The sequence below is a fragment of the Bacillus sp. ISL-39 genome (assembly GCF_018613295.1).
Taxonomy (GTDB): Bacteria; Bacillota; Bacilli; order Bacillales; family Cytobacillaceae; genus Mesobacillus.
Map to the genome: position 1 here is coordinate 54,937 of NZ_JAGGQM010000017.1, position 14,641 is coordinate 69,577.

Annotated in this window: 14 protein-coding genes; 1 reads left to right on the forward strand and 13 read right to left on the reverse strand. The window is 42.8% G+C overall.

Annotated features, from left to right (window positions below; genetic code table 11):
• Positions 1 to 209 precede the first annotated feature (209 nt).
• The 12 genes from J7E37_RS13950 to J7E37_RS14005 form a co-directional block, all read right to left on the reverse strand.
• Positions 210 to 1,040: a ComEC/Rec2 family competence protein gene (locus J7E37_RS13950; RefSeq protein WP_214780996.1), complete on the reverse strand. Its 831-nt coding sequence runs from the start codon at positions 1,038 to 1,040 to the stop codon at positions 210 to 212.
• 108 nt (positions 1,041 to 1,148) lie between these two features.
• The gene (gene dinG / locus J7E37_RS13955; protein WP_214780993.1) at positions 1,149 to 3,944 is read right to left on the reverse strand and encodes an ATP-dependent DNA helicase DinG; all 2,796 of its coding nucleotides are present in this window, start codon (positions 3,942 to 3,944) and stop codon (positions 1,149 to 1,151) included.
• Positions 3,945 to 4,747: 803 nt separating this feature from the next.
• Entirely contained in the window at positions 4,748 to 5,134 is a 387-nt protein-coding gene (gene panD, locus J7E37_RS13960; RefSeq protein WP_192470408.1) for an aspartate 1-decarboxylase, read from the reverse strand.
• 22 nt (positions 5,135 to 5,156) lie between these two features.
• Positions 5,157 to 6,005, reverse strand: coding sequence for a pantoate--beta-alanine ligase (gene panC / locus J7E37_RS13965; protein ID WP_214780989.1), 849 nt, complete (start codon positions 6,003 to 6,005; stop codon positions 5,157 to 5,159).
• Positions 6,002 to 6,838, reverse strand: coding sequence for a 3-methyl-2-oxobutanoate hydroxymethyltransferase (gene panB, locus J7E37_RS13970; protein ID WP_214780962.1), 837 nt, complete (start codon positions 6,836 to 6,838; stop codon positions 6,002 to 6,004). Before panB ends, panC begins: the two co-directional genes overlap by 4 nt.
• Positions 6,839 to 7,081: 243 nt before the next feature.
• Positions 7,082 to 8,077, reverse strand: a complete 996-nt coding sequence (locus tag J7E37_RS13975) for a biotin--[acetyl-CoA-carboxylase] ligase (protein WP_215024546.1) — start codon at positions 8,075 to 8,077, stop codon at positions 7,082 to 7,084.
• Entirely contained in the window at positions 8,038 to 9,243 is a 1,206-nt protein-coding gene (locus J7E37_RS13980) for a CCA tRNA nucleotidyltransferase (RefSeq protein ID WP_215024579.1), read from the reverse strand. Before J7E37_RS13980 ends, J7E37_RS13975 begins: the two co-directional genes overlap by 40 nt.
• Positions 9,243 to 10,382, reverse strand: a complete 1,140-nt coding sequence (bshA, locus tag J7E37_RS13985) for an N-acetyl-alpha-D-glucosaminyl L-malate synthase BshA (protein WP_214780958.1) — start codon at positions 10,380 to 10,382, stop codon at positions 9,243 to 9,245. Before bshA ends, J7E37_RS13980 begins: the two co-directional genes overlap by 1 nt.
• Entirely contained in the window at positions 10,379 to 11,095 is a 717-nt protein-coding gene (gene bshB1 / locus J7E37_RS13990) for a bacillithiol biosynthesis deacetylase BshB1 (RefSeq protein ID WP_251009672.1), read from the reverse strand. The genes bshA and bshB1 overlap by 4 nt, the downstream gene beginning before the upstream one ends.
• Positions 11,076 to 11,507, reverse strand: coding sequence for a methylglyoxal synthase (mgsA, locus tag J7E37_RS13995; protein ID WP_215024548.1), 432 nt, complete (start codon positions 11,505 to 11,507; stop codon positions 11,076 to 11,078). The genes bshB1 and mgsA overlap by 20 nt, the downstream gene beginning before the upstream one ends.
• A gap of 10 nt (positions 11,508 to 11,517) precedes the next feature.
• Entirely contained in the window at positions 11,518 to 12,318 is an 801-nt protein-coding gene (dapB, locus tag J7E37_RS14000; protein ID WP_215024550.1) for a 4-hydroxy-tetrahydrodipicolinate reductase, read from the reverse strand.
• A gap of 14 nt (positions 12,319 to 12,332) precedes the next feature.
• Positions 12,333 to 12,665, reverse strand: a complete 333-nt coding sequence (locus tag J7E37_RS14005; RefSeq protein ID WP_215024552.1) for a nucleotide pyrophosphohydrolase — start codon at positions 12,663 to 12,665, stop codon at positions 12,333 to 12,335.
• Between the two features lie 276 nt (positions 12,666 to 12,941).
• Here J7E37_RS14005 and J7E37_RS14010 point away from each other — a divergent pair, with 276 nt between their 5' ends.
• The gene (locus tag J7E37_RS14010; protein WP_214737088.1) at positions 12,942 to 13,814 is read left to right on the forward strand and encodes a YitT family protein; all 873 of its coding nucleotides are present in this window, start codon (positions 12,942 to 12,944) and stop codon (positions 13,812 to 13,814) included.
• Between the two features lie 92 nt (positions 13,815 to 13,906).
• Here J7E37_RS14010 and J7E37_RS14015 read toward each other — a convergent pair whose 3' ends face one another.
• Positions 13,907 to 14,584, reverse strand: a complete 678-nt coding sequence (locus J7E37_RS14015; RefSeq protein ID WP_215024554.1) for a zinc metallopeptidase — start codon at positions 14,582 to 14,584, stop codon at positions 13,907 to 13,909.
• Between the last annotated feature and the right edge of the window lie 57 nt (positions 14,585 to 14,641).

Here is a 14,641-nt window from a genome sequence, read left to right on the forward strand (position 1 = left end):
TCATTTATATATGAGCGTTCAACTGGCAACAATAGAATTAATACCACTTATTATATCAGGAGATGGCCCTCACTGGTAAGAGTATTACTGCCACACAAAAAACTTTTCTAGTCCAAAACATTAAAAATGGCTGCGCATTTTATGCGCAGTTTTTCTTTAGCCATTTGGTAATTTCAGAAGTGATATTTTCAGCTAGGAAGGTGCAGCTTTTATTCTTCGCTCAAAATCGTTATGACATCATAGGTTGAATCGGTAAGCTTAATTGTAACAGTACCATGCTGCTTTGTGAAATAAACATCAATCCAGGCTTCATGGAGCATTTCCACTAAATCCGGGTCGGGTTTAATCGAATTGGATTTAAAGATTACTGCGAGTTGTGGGTCTAAATGCTCGATCAGCAAATCAGAAAACGATCCTTTTGCAGCAAAGAAAGGCAATTTCACTATATTGACATTCTTCAATGGTTCGGCAAGAAAAGCTTGCTCTGAAGCATGGCTAGCCGAACTAATATAAAAAATCTGATGATGGAAAAATTGAAAAGAAATATCCGTCCCTTCATTTTCTTCACTGCCATCAAAAATGACCTCAGCAGTCAATCCTGGCATTAGCTTTAACAATTCTCCCTGCTTCCAGCTTTGAACCTTCACTTCCGTCGGAATTGAAACTTCTGTAAGGACCTGATTACCAGCTTTCCCGGTAAATATCCGGCGAACATTATATTTCTCGATAATTTGTCCGAGGTTTTCCTGCGCTGTATTCGCTGTTAAAATAATCGTCGATAAATCCTTAACATGAAAAAGAGCGAGCAGCCTTTCAAGCTCTTTTAAAGTACCCTTTCCACCCGTGTTGACCAGTATATTATCCCCATTGGCGTGCTGGATTAGCGCAGCCTCTCCATCGCTGATTGCTAAAAAAGTAAAGGCCAATTCGTTTCTTTTCAGGTTGACATCCACTCCTTCAACCTCTACAGGAGAAGAAGGAGATTCATACGGGAAATAATACCAATTCATAAATGCCAGGATTGCTAATATCAGCTTCATGTATACTCCTCCAATTACTTCTAGCTTTAGAGTGCGTCATTTAGCTGAAATTATAAAAAGCTTTTTAAAAAAGGCAGTTTTCACCTACGCAGAATATACGCAGCGGTCCTACAGCCAATCATGAATCATTTCGACTATTTCTGTTATAGACCTTTTTTCAACTGGAACATCAGGTACGGAATGTAAAAAGGCTCTTCCATAAGAAGTTGTAACAAGCCTTCGGTCGAAGACAAAAATCAAACCTCTATCATTTGATGTACGGATTAGCCTTCCGAATCCTTGTTTAAATCTCAAGACGGCTTCAGGCAAGGATAGTTCAGAAAAAGGACTGCCCCCCTTTTCCTTGATCAAGGAACATTTCGCTGCTGTAATTGGTTCATCAGGAGGTGTAAATGGAAGCCTCACAATGATCAAGCAGGACAGGTCCTCACCCGGAATATCGACACCCTCCCAGAAACTGCTGGTCCCAAATAGAATCGCTTTCTCAAATCGCTTGAAATTCCTGGTCAGTCTTGTCCTGCTGCCTGCAGTAATACCCTGGGCAATCAAAATATATTCTTCCAGGAGGCCGCTTTCCTTGATCAATTCATAAGCCTTTTTCAGCATCTCATGGGAAGTAAATAAAATCAGCATCCTGCCTTTAGTTGCTTCTGCAATCGATATGATATGTTCGGTAACGGCTGCAACATAATCATCATTGGAAACAGACTTTATATCCGGCAAGTCATCAGGGACAACAAGCTTGACCTGGGAACCGTAAGAAAACGGCGATGGTATTTGCTTTTCCATAAGCGTATTCCGGATTCCCAATTCCTTTTTGATAAAAGTAAAGGAATTATTAACAGACAGGGTTGCAGAGGTAACAACTACACTTCTTTTTTTCGCAAAGAATTGTTCTGCCAAATAATCAGATACATAAACAGGGCGTGAAAAAATGGTCGTTGAATTTTGTAAAGCCCTCATATCTGCCTCGATCCATCTCACATAGCCGCTATCATCCATAAAAAGAGTCCTGGCCGTAATGCAAATTTGTTCCAAGTCTTCTTTAACTTGTACAACCTCTTCAAGGATTGATTGCTGAACGCCTGTATATTGCTGAGAGCTTTTCCCAGCCTCAAGCAGCCTTTCCTCCAAAGCCGAGATTAAATCCTTTAAGTGAAAATAAAACCTTTCGGCGGTTGTCTTCAATGCATTCCATATTCGATTATCCCTGTCCGGAACCATGCTTGCATGTATTTTGCTGCCATGAGTTTTATTCTTCAGCGTTTTTCTTGCATAGGTTCCCGCAAGCTTGAATAGTTCCTCTGTTTCGTATACCAGGTCGGAAATCAACTGATTGATTTCAAACGAATGAAGTCTGCCGGAATTAAAATCGCCGTTATTATGGTTCAGCAGAGTCTCCAATTTATAGAACAGCTGGTTTTGATCATATAGCCCAAGCTGATTAAGTACTAGTCTGACAGCGAGATAATCCAGTGATTTCCCAAAGTACTTTCCTGCCGCTTTTTCGAACTGGTGACCTTCATCGAGTACGGCATAGTCATAATTCGGTAACGGACCTTTGTCTGAAACAAGGTCGGCAAGCATCATGGAATGGTTCGTGATCAGAATATCCGCATGCTGTGCTTTTTCAACCGCCCTTTGATAAAAATCATGGCCTTCCCAGTGCTTTGTCTTGAGGAATAGTGCACGTTCATTTTTCACTTTACCCCAGAAGAGCATGCCCCCGCTAGACAAGTTGAGTTCATCAAAATCTCCAGTTTCTGTTTGCGTAAGCCATACAAGGATTTGCATTTTAGTAAGGGCTGTATCATAATTTTCCTCTACTTCCCTTAGGGATTGCTCAAACCGGGCCATGCTGATATAGTTGTTCCTGCCTTTAATCAGCGTTGCATTTATGGATGTTCCCATTACCTGAGCGAGTTTCGGAACGTCATTGAACAGGAGCTGCTCTTGAAGCTGTGTAGTGTAAGTACTGACTACAACTGGTTTATTGCTTTCCAACGCAAATATTGCCGCTGGGATTAAATAACCAAGAGACTTTCCTACTCCCGTTCCTGCTTCAATCAAAGCATGGCCATTCTTGGAGAATGCTTCACGCACGCAGTCCATCATCTCGAACTGCCCATGCCTGATTTCATAGCCAGAAAAAGCTTTTTGAAGTAAGATCTTTTTTTCTACCAAAGATTCAGGATACTCAATAGTACTTTGAACAACCTTTCGGATTTTGTTCCTCTTTTTCAAAGCAATCCCCCGGTAGACCTCAAGATGATCAGGCAGTTCTTCCAGCCTGCTCTCCTTCACAGTCAATACATCATCAAAAATTAAGTGAAGATCGCTCTTCAGTCCCTCCGAAAGCTTTGCCAGCTCCTTGACTGTGACCAGCGGCAAGGATTTTACAGCGTCGAGCATAATCAGGAGCAGCTCTGCCGTCACTTGTGCATCACTATCAGCCTGGTGAGGGCGGTCATGATGCAATTTCTCCCTTGCGGCCAAATCTGTCAATTTATAACTGTCAGCAGACGGATAAAGGATTCTTGCCATTTCCACTGTATCTATAACCGGGCCATAAAAACCTTCCTGGCCAGAGCTTAATAATTCATCTTGTAAAAACGAAAGATCAAATAAAACATTATGAGCCACAAAATACGCATCTTCAAGCATATCAGAAATCTGTGGAGCGATTTCCTCAAATAATGGAGCATCCTTCACCATTGAATCCGAAATTCCGGTCAACTCCTCAATGAAAGCAGGAATTTCCTGCAATGGATTGACAAGCGAGGAGAATCGTCCAGTAATCTTCCCATCCTCAATGATCACGGCTCCAAATTGTATAATACGGTCACCCTTTTTCGGGGAATTACCCGTTGTTTCTAAATCTACAACCACAAATTTTTGGCTCATTCTACAATACACCTCTAACATTCAGTCAAACAAAACCGTATCACAAAAAATACGAAAGTGAAAGCGTGACAGTATCTTTAACGCTGTTACAATAGCCCCCATTGGGACACTTTTTAAATTCAGAAATTTGATTTCATGTTCCAATCGCCTTCATTGGGACACTTTTTTCATCCGGACATTCAATTTCATGATCCAATGACCTTCATTGGGACACTTTTTCCATCCGGACAATCCATTTCATGTTCCAATCGCCTTCATTGGAATTCTTTTTCCATCCCAACATTCCATTTCATGTTCCAAGCGCCTTCATTGGGACACTTTTTTCATCCGGACATTCCATTTCATGTTCCAAGCGCCTTCATTGGAATTCTTTTTCCATCCCAACATTCCATTTCATGTTCCAAGCGCCTTCATTGGGACACTTTTTTCATCCGGACATTCCATTTCATGTTCCAAGCGCCTTCATTGGAACACTTTTTCCATCCAAACATTCCATTTCATGTTCCAATCGCCTTCATTGGGACACTTTTTCCATCCGGACATTCCATTTCATGTTCCAATCGCCTTCATTGGGACATGGAATAATCCACCTACGAAATCCCTATGTAACAGGCTTAGTCTTATTATGACCATTATAAATGCAATTGGATTATTCTTTTAGCCGTATCAGGCAAAATATCTGGTCATCCTTCTGTATGTAATTCTTTTCCGGAAGCCCCTCACCCAAGTCCTCTAAGGCCATGCCAAAGAGTATACAGACTAACGGTATGAAAAAACTCCCGATGGCACGGGAGTTTTCTTGTTTATAGGAATACCGTTTTCTCAGGTTCAGCATGAAGCATCTCAACTATACGGTTATTCTCATCCATCAATGCTACTTTTGGCTGATGAGACGGAACCTTCTCTTCCGCAACAAGCGCGTAAGAAATGATAATCACAACGTCACCCTCGTGAACCAGACGAGCTGCTGCTCCATTTAGGCACACAACGCCGCTCCCTCTTTCCCCCGGAATAATATACGTTTCAAAACGCGCGCCATTATTATTATTTACAATTTGAACCTTTTCATTAGCAACCATACCGACTGCGTCCAAAATATCGCTGTCAATGGTGATGCTGCCTACATAGTTCAGATTGGCCTCAGTTACTCTTGCTCGATGTATTTTAGCATTCATCATGGTGCGGAACATGGAATATATCCCCCTATTTAAGTTATTCTACTTCTAAAATAGTATTATCGATCAATCTGGCTTTTGAGAACTTCACGGCAAGGGCAATGATGACTTTCCCCTTCAATGTCTCCAACTCCTGCAGCTCAGGATAGGTATAGATTTCAATATAATCTACTGTGCCGGTCGTATTCTCATTTATATGATTTTTCATCAATCTAACGAGTTCATCAGCATTTCTTTCACCATTGTCAATGGCGAGTTTAGCCATCTTCAGGCTTTTGCTAAGTTCCACTGCCTGTATTCTTTCCTCGTCATTTAAATAGACATTCCTTGAACTTTTTGCAAGACCATCCTCTTCACGAACTGTTTCAACCGGAATCAATTCGATCGGAAAATTAAAATCCTTGATCAGGCCATCGACCACTGCGACCTGCTGAGCATCCTTCAGGCCAAAATATGCCCTTGTTGGCTGTATGATATTGAACAGTTTGAAAAGAACTGTTGCTACTCCGTCAAAATGCCCTGGCCTTGACCTGCCGCAAAGTACATTTGTCCGCTCAACAACAGAAACCTTGATTGAAGCATTCCCAGGATACATTTCTTCCGCAGATGGATAGAAAATAAAATCCACTCCCTCAGCTTCCGCAATTTTATGGTCGCGCTCAAAATCCCGCGGATAGGCATCCAAATCCTCCGCAGGGCCGAATTGGAGAGGGTTCACGAAAATGCTCAGGACAGCCACATCATTTTCCGGACGTGCCCTGTTCATCAGTGATCTATGGCCTTCATGCAGGAAACCCATGGTTGGTACATAACCAATGGTTTTCCCTTCAGATTTCAATCTTTTCATCTGTTCCTGCATCTCGGTGATTGTTCTAATGATTTTCATTCTTTTCCCCCGTACAATGCCTGCAATTCTTCTTCTTTCATGGTAAAGCTATGTTTATCTTCCGGGAATGCCTTGTGTCTGACTTCGGATACATAGGCATTGAGCCCTGAAGAGATCAATTCATTTACATTCGTATACTGTTTCACGAACTTCGGGACACGGTCTACGCCATAGGTAATGATATCGTGGTATACAAGCACCTGGCCGTCAACCTCTGCTCCAGCCCCGATCCCAATCGTCGGGATTGTAAGGGCCCGGCTGACTTGTTCAGCAAGCTGTTTAGGAACGCATTCCAGCACAACTGCAAAGGCACCTGCCTCTTCGCATTTTTTTGCGTCAGCAATTAATTTCTTTGCCGCATCCGCGCTCTTCCCCTGCACTTTATATCCGCCAAGTACACCTACAGATTGCGGAGTGAGGCCAAGATGCGCTACAACAGGCACTCCTGCCCTGGTCAGTGCGTTTATATGATCAATGACCTCATCGGCACCTTCTAATTTAACAGCATTTGCCCCAGTTTCCTGCATGATTCTCGCACCGTTTATAAGCGTGTCTTTGATTGACAGATGATAGCTCATAAATGGCAAATCGACAACAATGAACGTATTGCCCGCTCCTCGCCTGACAGCCTTCGAATGGTGGACCATATCATCCATTGTCACCGGTACAGTCGAATCATAGCCCAGCACGACCATACCAAGGGAATCACCTACGAGGATCATATCTGCTTCAGCCTGTTCGGCATGCTTCGCTGAAGGATAATCATAGGCCGTCACCATGACAATCTTGTTGCCTGTTTGCTTCATTTTTAAGAAATCAGTTGTTTGTTTCATTTTCATTCCTCCCTTTTTCTGAAGAGGAGATAAAACAATCCATCAATGCCAGACACTAAAAAAGGACCCATCTATGCCAGAAGGACCCTTTGAAGCCTGTACTTGTTTCATCCCTCTGTCCCAGTCCGCTACCGGATCCAGGCAGAACTATTTTTTTTATAAAAAAGTCAACAAGGTGCAGTTCTTTCGATACCGCCCAGATTGATTATAGCAAATGACCGCTTTTTTGGCTACACAACGATTTTAACCTTCGATTTGGATATCAGCCGAGTAAATATTATGAACCTCCCCTGCTGAATCCTCAATCAAAAGAACTCCATCTTCAGTGATTCCGATGGCTTTCCCCTTGATTTCACCTGTTAGTGTCCTTGCAGTGATCTGTTTACCGATGCTTATCGCGTAGCTTTCCCACATCAGCTTTATTGGAAAAAAGCCCTTCTCCAGATAAAGCAAATACAATTTCTCCAGTTTTTCTAAAATCGTTCGGATCAATTTCTCCCTGTCGATTATTTTGCCAGACTCTATCGCTAGCGACGAAGCAATTGATCGAATATCTTCAGGAAAATCTTCTATTCCTGTATTTACATTGATGCCGATTCCAATGATGATAGAATTGATCTGATCGGATTCCGCCTGTAGCTCGGTAAGGATCCCGGTTATTTTCTTGCCGTTGATGAGAATATCATTGGGCCATTTAATTTCGGGCAGTAAGCCTGTTACTTCCTCTATGGCCTGCACCACTCCAACTGCCGTAATCAATGTCAGCTGCGGTGCTTTCGGGATGGGGATTTTCGGTCTTAGGATGAGACTCATCCATATCCCTGAATATTTAGGAGAATGCCATTTGCGATCCATTCTGCCTCTGCCTGCAGTTTGCTCTTCGGCAATCACAACAGTTCCCTCTTCAGCTTGCTCATAAGCCAGCTTATACGCTATCTTCTGAGTCGATTCCACGCTGTCATGGTAATGAAGATTCCTGCCTAAGAATTCAGTGTTCAAACCAAGGTTTATTTTATCTGCAGACATATTGTCCGGGATAGAGATGATCTTATATCCTTTTCTTCTAACCGCTTCAAACTGAAAGCCTTCCTTGCGAAGTTCCTCGATGTGCTTCCAGACGGCTGTGCGTGTACAGCCAGCAATGTCAGCGAGATGTTGTCCGGATAGGTATTCAGTTTCGTTTTTCGTAAATGCATCTATTAATTTTTTTCTGATTTCTGATTGAACGCGCTCAGCCATTCCTTTATTTTCTCCTTCTCATTTGGCACGACGCCATAGATTACAGAACGTTCGATTTCTTCAAGAATGTCTCGCAGCCACGGACCCGGGTGTTTATCCAGCCATGCCATGACATCATTTCCCGTTACCTCCAATTCCTTACGGTGCTTAATCGGAAGCCGCTCATACAAACCCCTGATTTCTTCGTCGCTGCCACTATTGTTATGGAGGGACGCATGCACTATTTCAGCACTTATCGCATCTTCGAGACCTGCCTTATAAACCAGTCCCAGACTCCAGTCATTTTCAAGGCGATGTAATAACAATGAATGAATTTTGTTGATCCTTTTAATTTTATTCACTGGAAGCTTCCATTCTCTCAGGAAATCATCTATTTCCTTGTCCTTCAGCCCTAATTCAAATACTAACAGGACCCAGGACTCTGTCAGTCGGAAGTTCTTCCTTATTCGGCTCGAAAAGCGTTTTACTTCATCACTATGATTTTTCAATCCCGGCAAAAATTGAATCATCCCTCTATTCGCCAGCAATTGAACCGCTTCGCTCCTGCCAGGCCCCATAAGCAATTTTTCAAACTCAACAGTTTTACGTTCAACCGCAATATTCTCAAGCAGATGACAGTGAGCTGCAAGGGATTCTAAAGTATACTTTTCAATCGAAAAAGATAATTGTGACTGGAATCTTACAGCCCTCAGCATCCTTAATGCATCTTCACCGAAGCGTTCATCAGGGTTGCCTACAGTCACAATCACCTTTTTATTTATTGCTTCCTTGCCCGCAAAAGGGTCAATAATCTTCCCTTCTTTATCCATCGCAATTGCATTCATCGTGAAATCGCGACGCTGTAAATCCTCTTGTAAAGACCGAATAAAAGAAACCTTATCCGGTCTTCGGAAATCAGAGTAATTTTGTTCGGAACGGAAGGTCGTGATTTCATAGTGACCGCCTTTATAATGGACCAGAATCGTTCCATGTTCAATTCCCACATCATTGGTTTTAGGAAAGATCCGTTTTAATTCCTCAGGTAACGCTGAGGTAGCAATATCAACATCGGATATTTCGCGGCCGAGGATATGATCCCTTACCGAACCGCCGACAAAATACGCTTCAAAACCAGCATTCTCAATTAACTGGAGGACAGGTGCAGCCTGTATGAATGGTTCGCCAATCATTGTACATCCTGCCCAACGATATTATAATAGATTCCTTCATATTGAGATACGATTTGTTCTGCGCTGAAGCTCTTTTCTGCCCGTTCAATCGAATTCTCAGCAAAACGCTTGTGGATTTCCGCACTTGAGAGTATATTGACAGCTTTTTCTGTTATCTCTTCGATATTTCCTAATTCGCAAATGTATCCGGTCTTTCCGTCCACGATCACTTCTGGAATACCTCCTACATTCGTCCCGATACATGGTACGCCACAAGCCATAGCTTCTAAAGCAACCAGTCCGAAACTTTCTTTTTCTGAAAGAAGAAGCATCAAATCACTTAATGAATAAAGCTCTTCAACTCTTTCCTGCTTTCCAAGAAGCAGTACTTTGTCGCGAATCCCCAGCTCACTTGCAAGATTGCAGACAGCCTTCATTTCCGGTCCATCTCCTACAAGCAAAAGCTTGGCCGGCATTTTTTCTGCGATTCCTGCGAATGTTTTAATGACATCTGGAACTCTTTTAACTGGCCGGAAGTTGGATACATGGATGACCACTTTCTCTTCAGGAAGGATTCCATATTCTTTTCTAAGATCTGTGGAATCGCTGCGTTTGTTGACACGAGTGTCGATGAAGTTGTACACACAGTTAATTTCCTTTTCCGGTTTGATCAAATCATAGGTTTGCTGGATAAGCGAATTAGATACTGCTGTAACAACATCCGATTTTTCAATACCAAAGCGAATGGCATCAGTTAGAGATGGATCATATCCAAGTACGGTAATATCGGTACCGTGAAGCGTAGTGACAATCTTCAGATCACGTCCGCTCATCTGGCGGGCTAAAATGGCACACACAGCATGGGGAATCGCATAATGGACGTGGAGGACATCTAAATTTTCCATGACGGCGACCTCTGCAATCTTGCTGGCCAGCGCAATGTCGTATGGTGGATATTGAAATACTGAGTATTGATTGACCTCTACCTCATGAGAATAAATATTTCGGTACATTTTCTTTAGCCTGAAGGGGAGGCTCGATGAAATGAAATGGATCTCATGACCCTTCTCTGCCAGAAGCTTTCCAAGTTCTGTTGCGACAACACCAGATCCCCCCACCGTCGGGTAACAGGTGATGCCTATTTTTAATTTCTTCATTTTCCTTCCCCTAACAAATCCTTATGGATTAACAATGGTTTTTTGGACATAAAGCCTTCGGCATATGCGACGCCGACTTCCTTGCCGAATAATTTTTCACGCGCCTCGACTGTTTCGATATAGCCGTTCACCAGCGGGGTGTCAAAAGTGGCTGCGCCTTTCACGAATTGGCTTTCGTAAGCATTCAGTGCACTGATTTTTAAATTGATAAAATCCGAAACATCAACAACAAAATCAGGTTTATGGAATCCATTGATCATATAAAAATATAAAGCTTTTGTCCTATGTGGTGTCAGCCCATGATCTTCATCATATTTTCTTACTGCCGCCGAAAAGACCGCCTCCTCAACAAGGCGGGCACAGCTGCCATGGTCAGGATGACGGTCGTCAAGATAAGGTGCAAAAACTATGTCCGGTGTGTTTCGCCTGATCACTCTAACAATTTTTCTTATGTATTCTTCCTTTAAAAACAAGCCTCTGTCCGGCAAGTCAAGTGCTTCCCTCATCTTCACTCCGAGAATGCCGGCTGCTTCATTCGCTTCGCGGCTCCTGATCTCTACTGTTCCATTCGAAGACATTTCGGCTTTGGTCAAATCACAAATCCCAATCCATTTATCTTCAGCAGCATATTTTGCGATTGTACCGCCCATCCCGATTTCCACATCATCGGCATGGGCACCAAATGCCAGAATATCAAGCTTCATTGCTTCCATTTTCATCACCAATTTCTTCTTTTACTATATTTCGCCAATCCAGGTCTCCTCTTTCAATTCCTTTGACAAGAATTTCCGCTGTTCCCATATTGGTCGCAAGCGGAACAGAATATACGTCACATAACCGAACCAGGGCAGTCACATCAGGTTCATGCGGCTGGGCAGTTAATGGATCCCTGAAGAAAAACACTGCGTCCATTAGATTGTTGGCTATTCGTGCGCCGATTTCCTGGTCGCCGCCAAGCGGGCCAGATTGAAATCTCGCCACTTCCAAACCAGTTGCTTCAATGATTCGCAACCCTGTAGTACCGGTTGCGAATAATGTATGCTTTTCGAAAATCTCCTTATAAGCGACTGCGAACCCCACTAAATCGTCTTTCTTTTTATCATGGGCAATTAAGGCAATGTTCATGGTTTCTCCCCTATTCAATGATATTCTCTAATCCGTAAACAAAAGCGTCCACTTTCATAACTGTGTCCACCGCAAGTTTGACTCCAGACATAAAGGAGCTTCGATTGTATGAATCATGGCGTATCGTCAAGGTTTGTCCGTCAGCACCGAATAATACTTGCTGATGGGCAATCAGTCCAGGCAGCCTTACAGAGTGGATGTGCATGCCTTCATAATCCGCACCGCGGGCACCTTGAATCGTTTCCTTCTCATCAGCATGGCCCTGTTTTTTCGGTTCACGTACATCAGAGATCATTTGGGCGGTTTTGACTGCTGTGCCAGATGGTGCATCCAGCTTCTGGTCATGATGAAGTTCAATGATTTCGACGTCACTGAAGTATTTGGCTGCCATTTGTGAGAATTTCATCATCAAAATCGCCCCGACTGCAAAGTTTGGAGCGATGATACAGCCTGTTTCCTGTTCAGCACAAAGCTGTTCAAGTTCTTCAAGGTTCTCCTTGCTGAACCCTGTTGTCCCTACTACGGGGCGAACTTTATATTTCAAAGCAGTCCTTGTGTGGAACATGCCTACTTCAGGTGTCGTCAGATCAATCAAGACGTCTGGCTCTACTTCTTGAAGACATTTCTCGAAATCCGTATAAATGAGGGCATCACTCTCCGGAAACCCCTCGAGCTCGCCAAGTTTCATTCCTTCATATTTTCTGTCGACAACGCCAACAAGTTCATATGTATCCGTCCCGAGCACCAAATTGACAGCCTCTTTACCCATTCTTCCTCTTGGTCCTGCAATAACAATTTTTACTTTTTCCATATATTTAGTCTCCTTTAGCTGTCTTTTCTCGTCCAGCGGTCTTTGTCCCTTGTATTGAACTTTTCCATGACCATGTTATGTGCTTCTTCAAGGTCTATATTTAAAGAGTTGGCAAAACAAATCATAACAAACAGCATATCTCCCAGCTCTTCTTCAATTGTCTTTTCTTTTTCATCGTTTTTCTTTGGCTTTTCGCCATAATAATGGTTAACCTCACGAGCCAGCTCCCCGAGCTCCTCGGTCATGCGTGCAGTCAAAGCAAGCGGACTGAAGTAACCTTCTTTAAATTGGCTTATATAAGTATCCACTTCCTGCTGGAGTTCTTTTATCGTTTTATTTCCACTCAAGAAACTCACCTAACCTTTATTTGTATGTATATCTATATCGATGTTAGCTTAATGGAGGTGCTTTGACAAATATTTTTATTTCAAACTAATCCTGAACATACCGGCGAAAAAGCTTTATACCACCAATTAAGCCTGTCTCATTACGCGGCATGGAACATAGAAGATTCCGACTCTTCCATCCTCCCCTGTAAAAGATTGCCCTTGTTGGTTATATTTTATATAATATAAGCGCTTTATAAGGTAAAACTTCAGTCGTACTATTAGGAGGAATAATTCGTGCTAAACGGCTTAAAATTCAAAAACATCTTCTTCATTTTGCTTGGTGCGGCTATTTTTTCATTCGGTCTTGTTCATTTCAATATGCAAAATAACCTGGCAGAGGGTGGCTTTACTGGTATTACACTTTTGCTTTATTTCGTATTTGGCTGGTCTCCTTCAATCACGAACTTGTTATTGAACTTGCCGCTTTTTTTCATAGGCTGGAAGCTGCTTGGCCGGAATGTATTTATTTACACCATCATTGGCACAGTGGGTGTCTCCATTTTCCTGGGCATATTCCAAAAATATCAAATCGAGATGCCATTATATGAGGATTTGTTTTTAGCGGCCTTATTTGCGGGCGTGTTCATCGGCATCGGCCTTGGTATCATCTTCCGTTACGGAGGGACTACGGGCGGAGTCGACATTATCGCAAGGCTGGCGCAAAAGTATTTTGGATGGACAATGGGCAGGACAATGTTCATGTTCGACTTTGGGGTCATTACACTTTCACTTATTACATATTTGAACTACAGGGAAGCCATGTATACGCTTGTCGTCGTTTTTGTAGGGGCCAGGGTGATTGACTTTATGCAGGAAGGTTCGTATGCTGCCAGAGGAGCTATGATCATCTCGGAGAAGAATGAGGATATTGCAGCGAAAATCATGAAAGAAATGGACCGCGGAGTCACCAGCCTCAAAGCTGTAGGCTCTTATACGAAAGCGGAAAGAGATGTTCTTTACTGCGTTGTCGCCAAGAATGAAATCGTCCGACTGAAAAGTGTCATTAATTCTGTGGATCCCCACGCGTTTGTATCGGTTACCGTTGTCCATGATGTCCTGGGTGAAGGATTTACGCTGGATGAAAATAAGCTTCCTTTAGAAAGATAAAAACGTACAGGACCTGGGGCCAGGGGGCATTCTCAAAGTGGAGTTTATCTTCCCAGACACAAAAAAAATCCGGATCTATGTCCGGATTTTTTTTATTCTTCGCTAGTCATCCCTGTGTAAATCATTACTAAACGAACAAGTTCCAGTACCGCAACAGCGGCCGCAGCTACATATGTCAATGCAGCAGCATTCAATACTTTCTTTGTTTCCCTTTCTTCATCATTCCTGATGATCCCAGCTGAAACCACCTGTTCCATTGCACGGTTGGATGCATTGAATTCAACCGGCAAAGTTACCACTTGGAAAACAACAGCAGCGGCCATGAAAAGAATACCTAGTAAAAGCAATCCGCTTAATTGAGCAAAAATCCCAATCAGGATCAGTATCCAGGAAAAGTTTGAACCTAGGCTTGCCACTGGGACAAGTGCATGGCGGAATCGAAGGAATGAGTAATCCTCCGCATCCTGCATCGCATGGCCTACTTCGTGAGCAGCAATTGCAGCTGCTGCAACTGAATGCCCAAAAAAGTTATCTGAAGATAAACGTACAACCTTTGAACGCGGGTCGTAATGGTCACTTAAATAACCTCTAGTTTCTTCGACACCAACATTGTATAACCCGTTATCATCAAGAATTTTACGAGCCACCTCAGCGCCCGTCATTTGGGACGAAGAAGCCACCTTTGAATACTTCTTGTATGCTCCTTTTACCTTGAATTGAGCCCATAACGGGATCAAAATAATAAGCGCAAAATAGATTATTATAGACATCTAGTACCTCCTTTTACATCTCATGATGTTATCACTATTTTATAAATACTAGAATAC

What these genes read in the sequence shown, in the direction of transcription:
- J7E37_RS13950 (WP_214780996.1), bottom strand. Translation starts at nt 1,040, where the DNA reads ATGAAGCTGATATTAGCAATCCTGGCATTTATGAATTGGTATTATTTC.
- dinG (WP_214780993.1), bottom strand. Translation starts at nt 3,944, where the DNA reads ATGAGCCAAAAATTTGTGGTTGTAGATTTAGAAACAACGGGTAATTCC.
- panD (WP_192470408.1), bottom strand. Translation starts at nt 5,134, where the DNA reads ATGTTCCGCACCATGATGAATGCTAAAATACATCGAGCAAGAGTAACT.
- panC (WP_214780989.1), bottom strand. Translation starts at nt 6,005, where the DNA reads ATGAAAATCATTAGAACAATCACCGAGATGCAGGAACAGATGAAAAGA.
- panB (WP_214780962.1), bottom strand. Translation starts at nt 6,838, where the DNA reads ATGAAACAAACAACTGATTTCTTAAAAATGAAGCAAACAGGCAACAAG.
- J7E37_RS13975 (WP_215024546.1), bottom strand. Translation starts at nt 8,077, where the DNA reads ATGGCTGAGCGCGTTCAATCAGAAATCAGAAAAAAATTAATAGATGCA.
- bshA (WP_214780958.1), bottom strand. Translation starts at nt 10,382, where the DNA reads ATGAAGAAATTAAAAATAGGCATCACCTGTTACCCGACGGTGGGGGGA.
- bshB1 (WP_251009672.1), bottom strand. Translation starts at nt 11,095, where the DNA reads ATGGAAGCAATGAAGCTTGATATTCTGGCATTTGGTGCCCATGCCGAT.
- mgsA (WP_215024548.1), bottom strand. Translation starts at nt 11,507, where the DNA reads ATGAACATTGCCTTAATTGCCCATGATAAAAAGAAAGACGATTTAGTG.
- dapB (WP_215024550.1), bottom strand. Translation starts at nt 12,318, where the DNA reads ATGGAAAAAGTAAAAATTGTTATTGCAGGACCAAGAGGAAGAATGGGT.
- J7E37_RS14015 (WP_215024554.1), bottom strand. Translation starts at nt 14,584, where the DNA reads ATGTCTATAATAATCTATTTTGCGCTTATTATTTTGATCCCGTTATGG.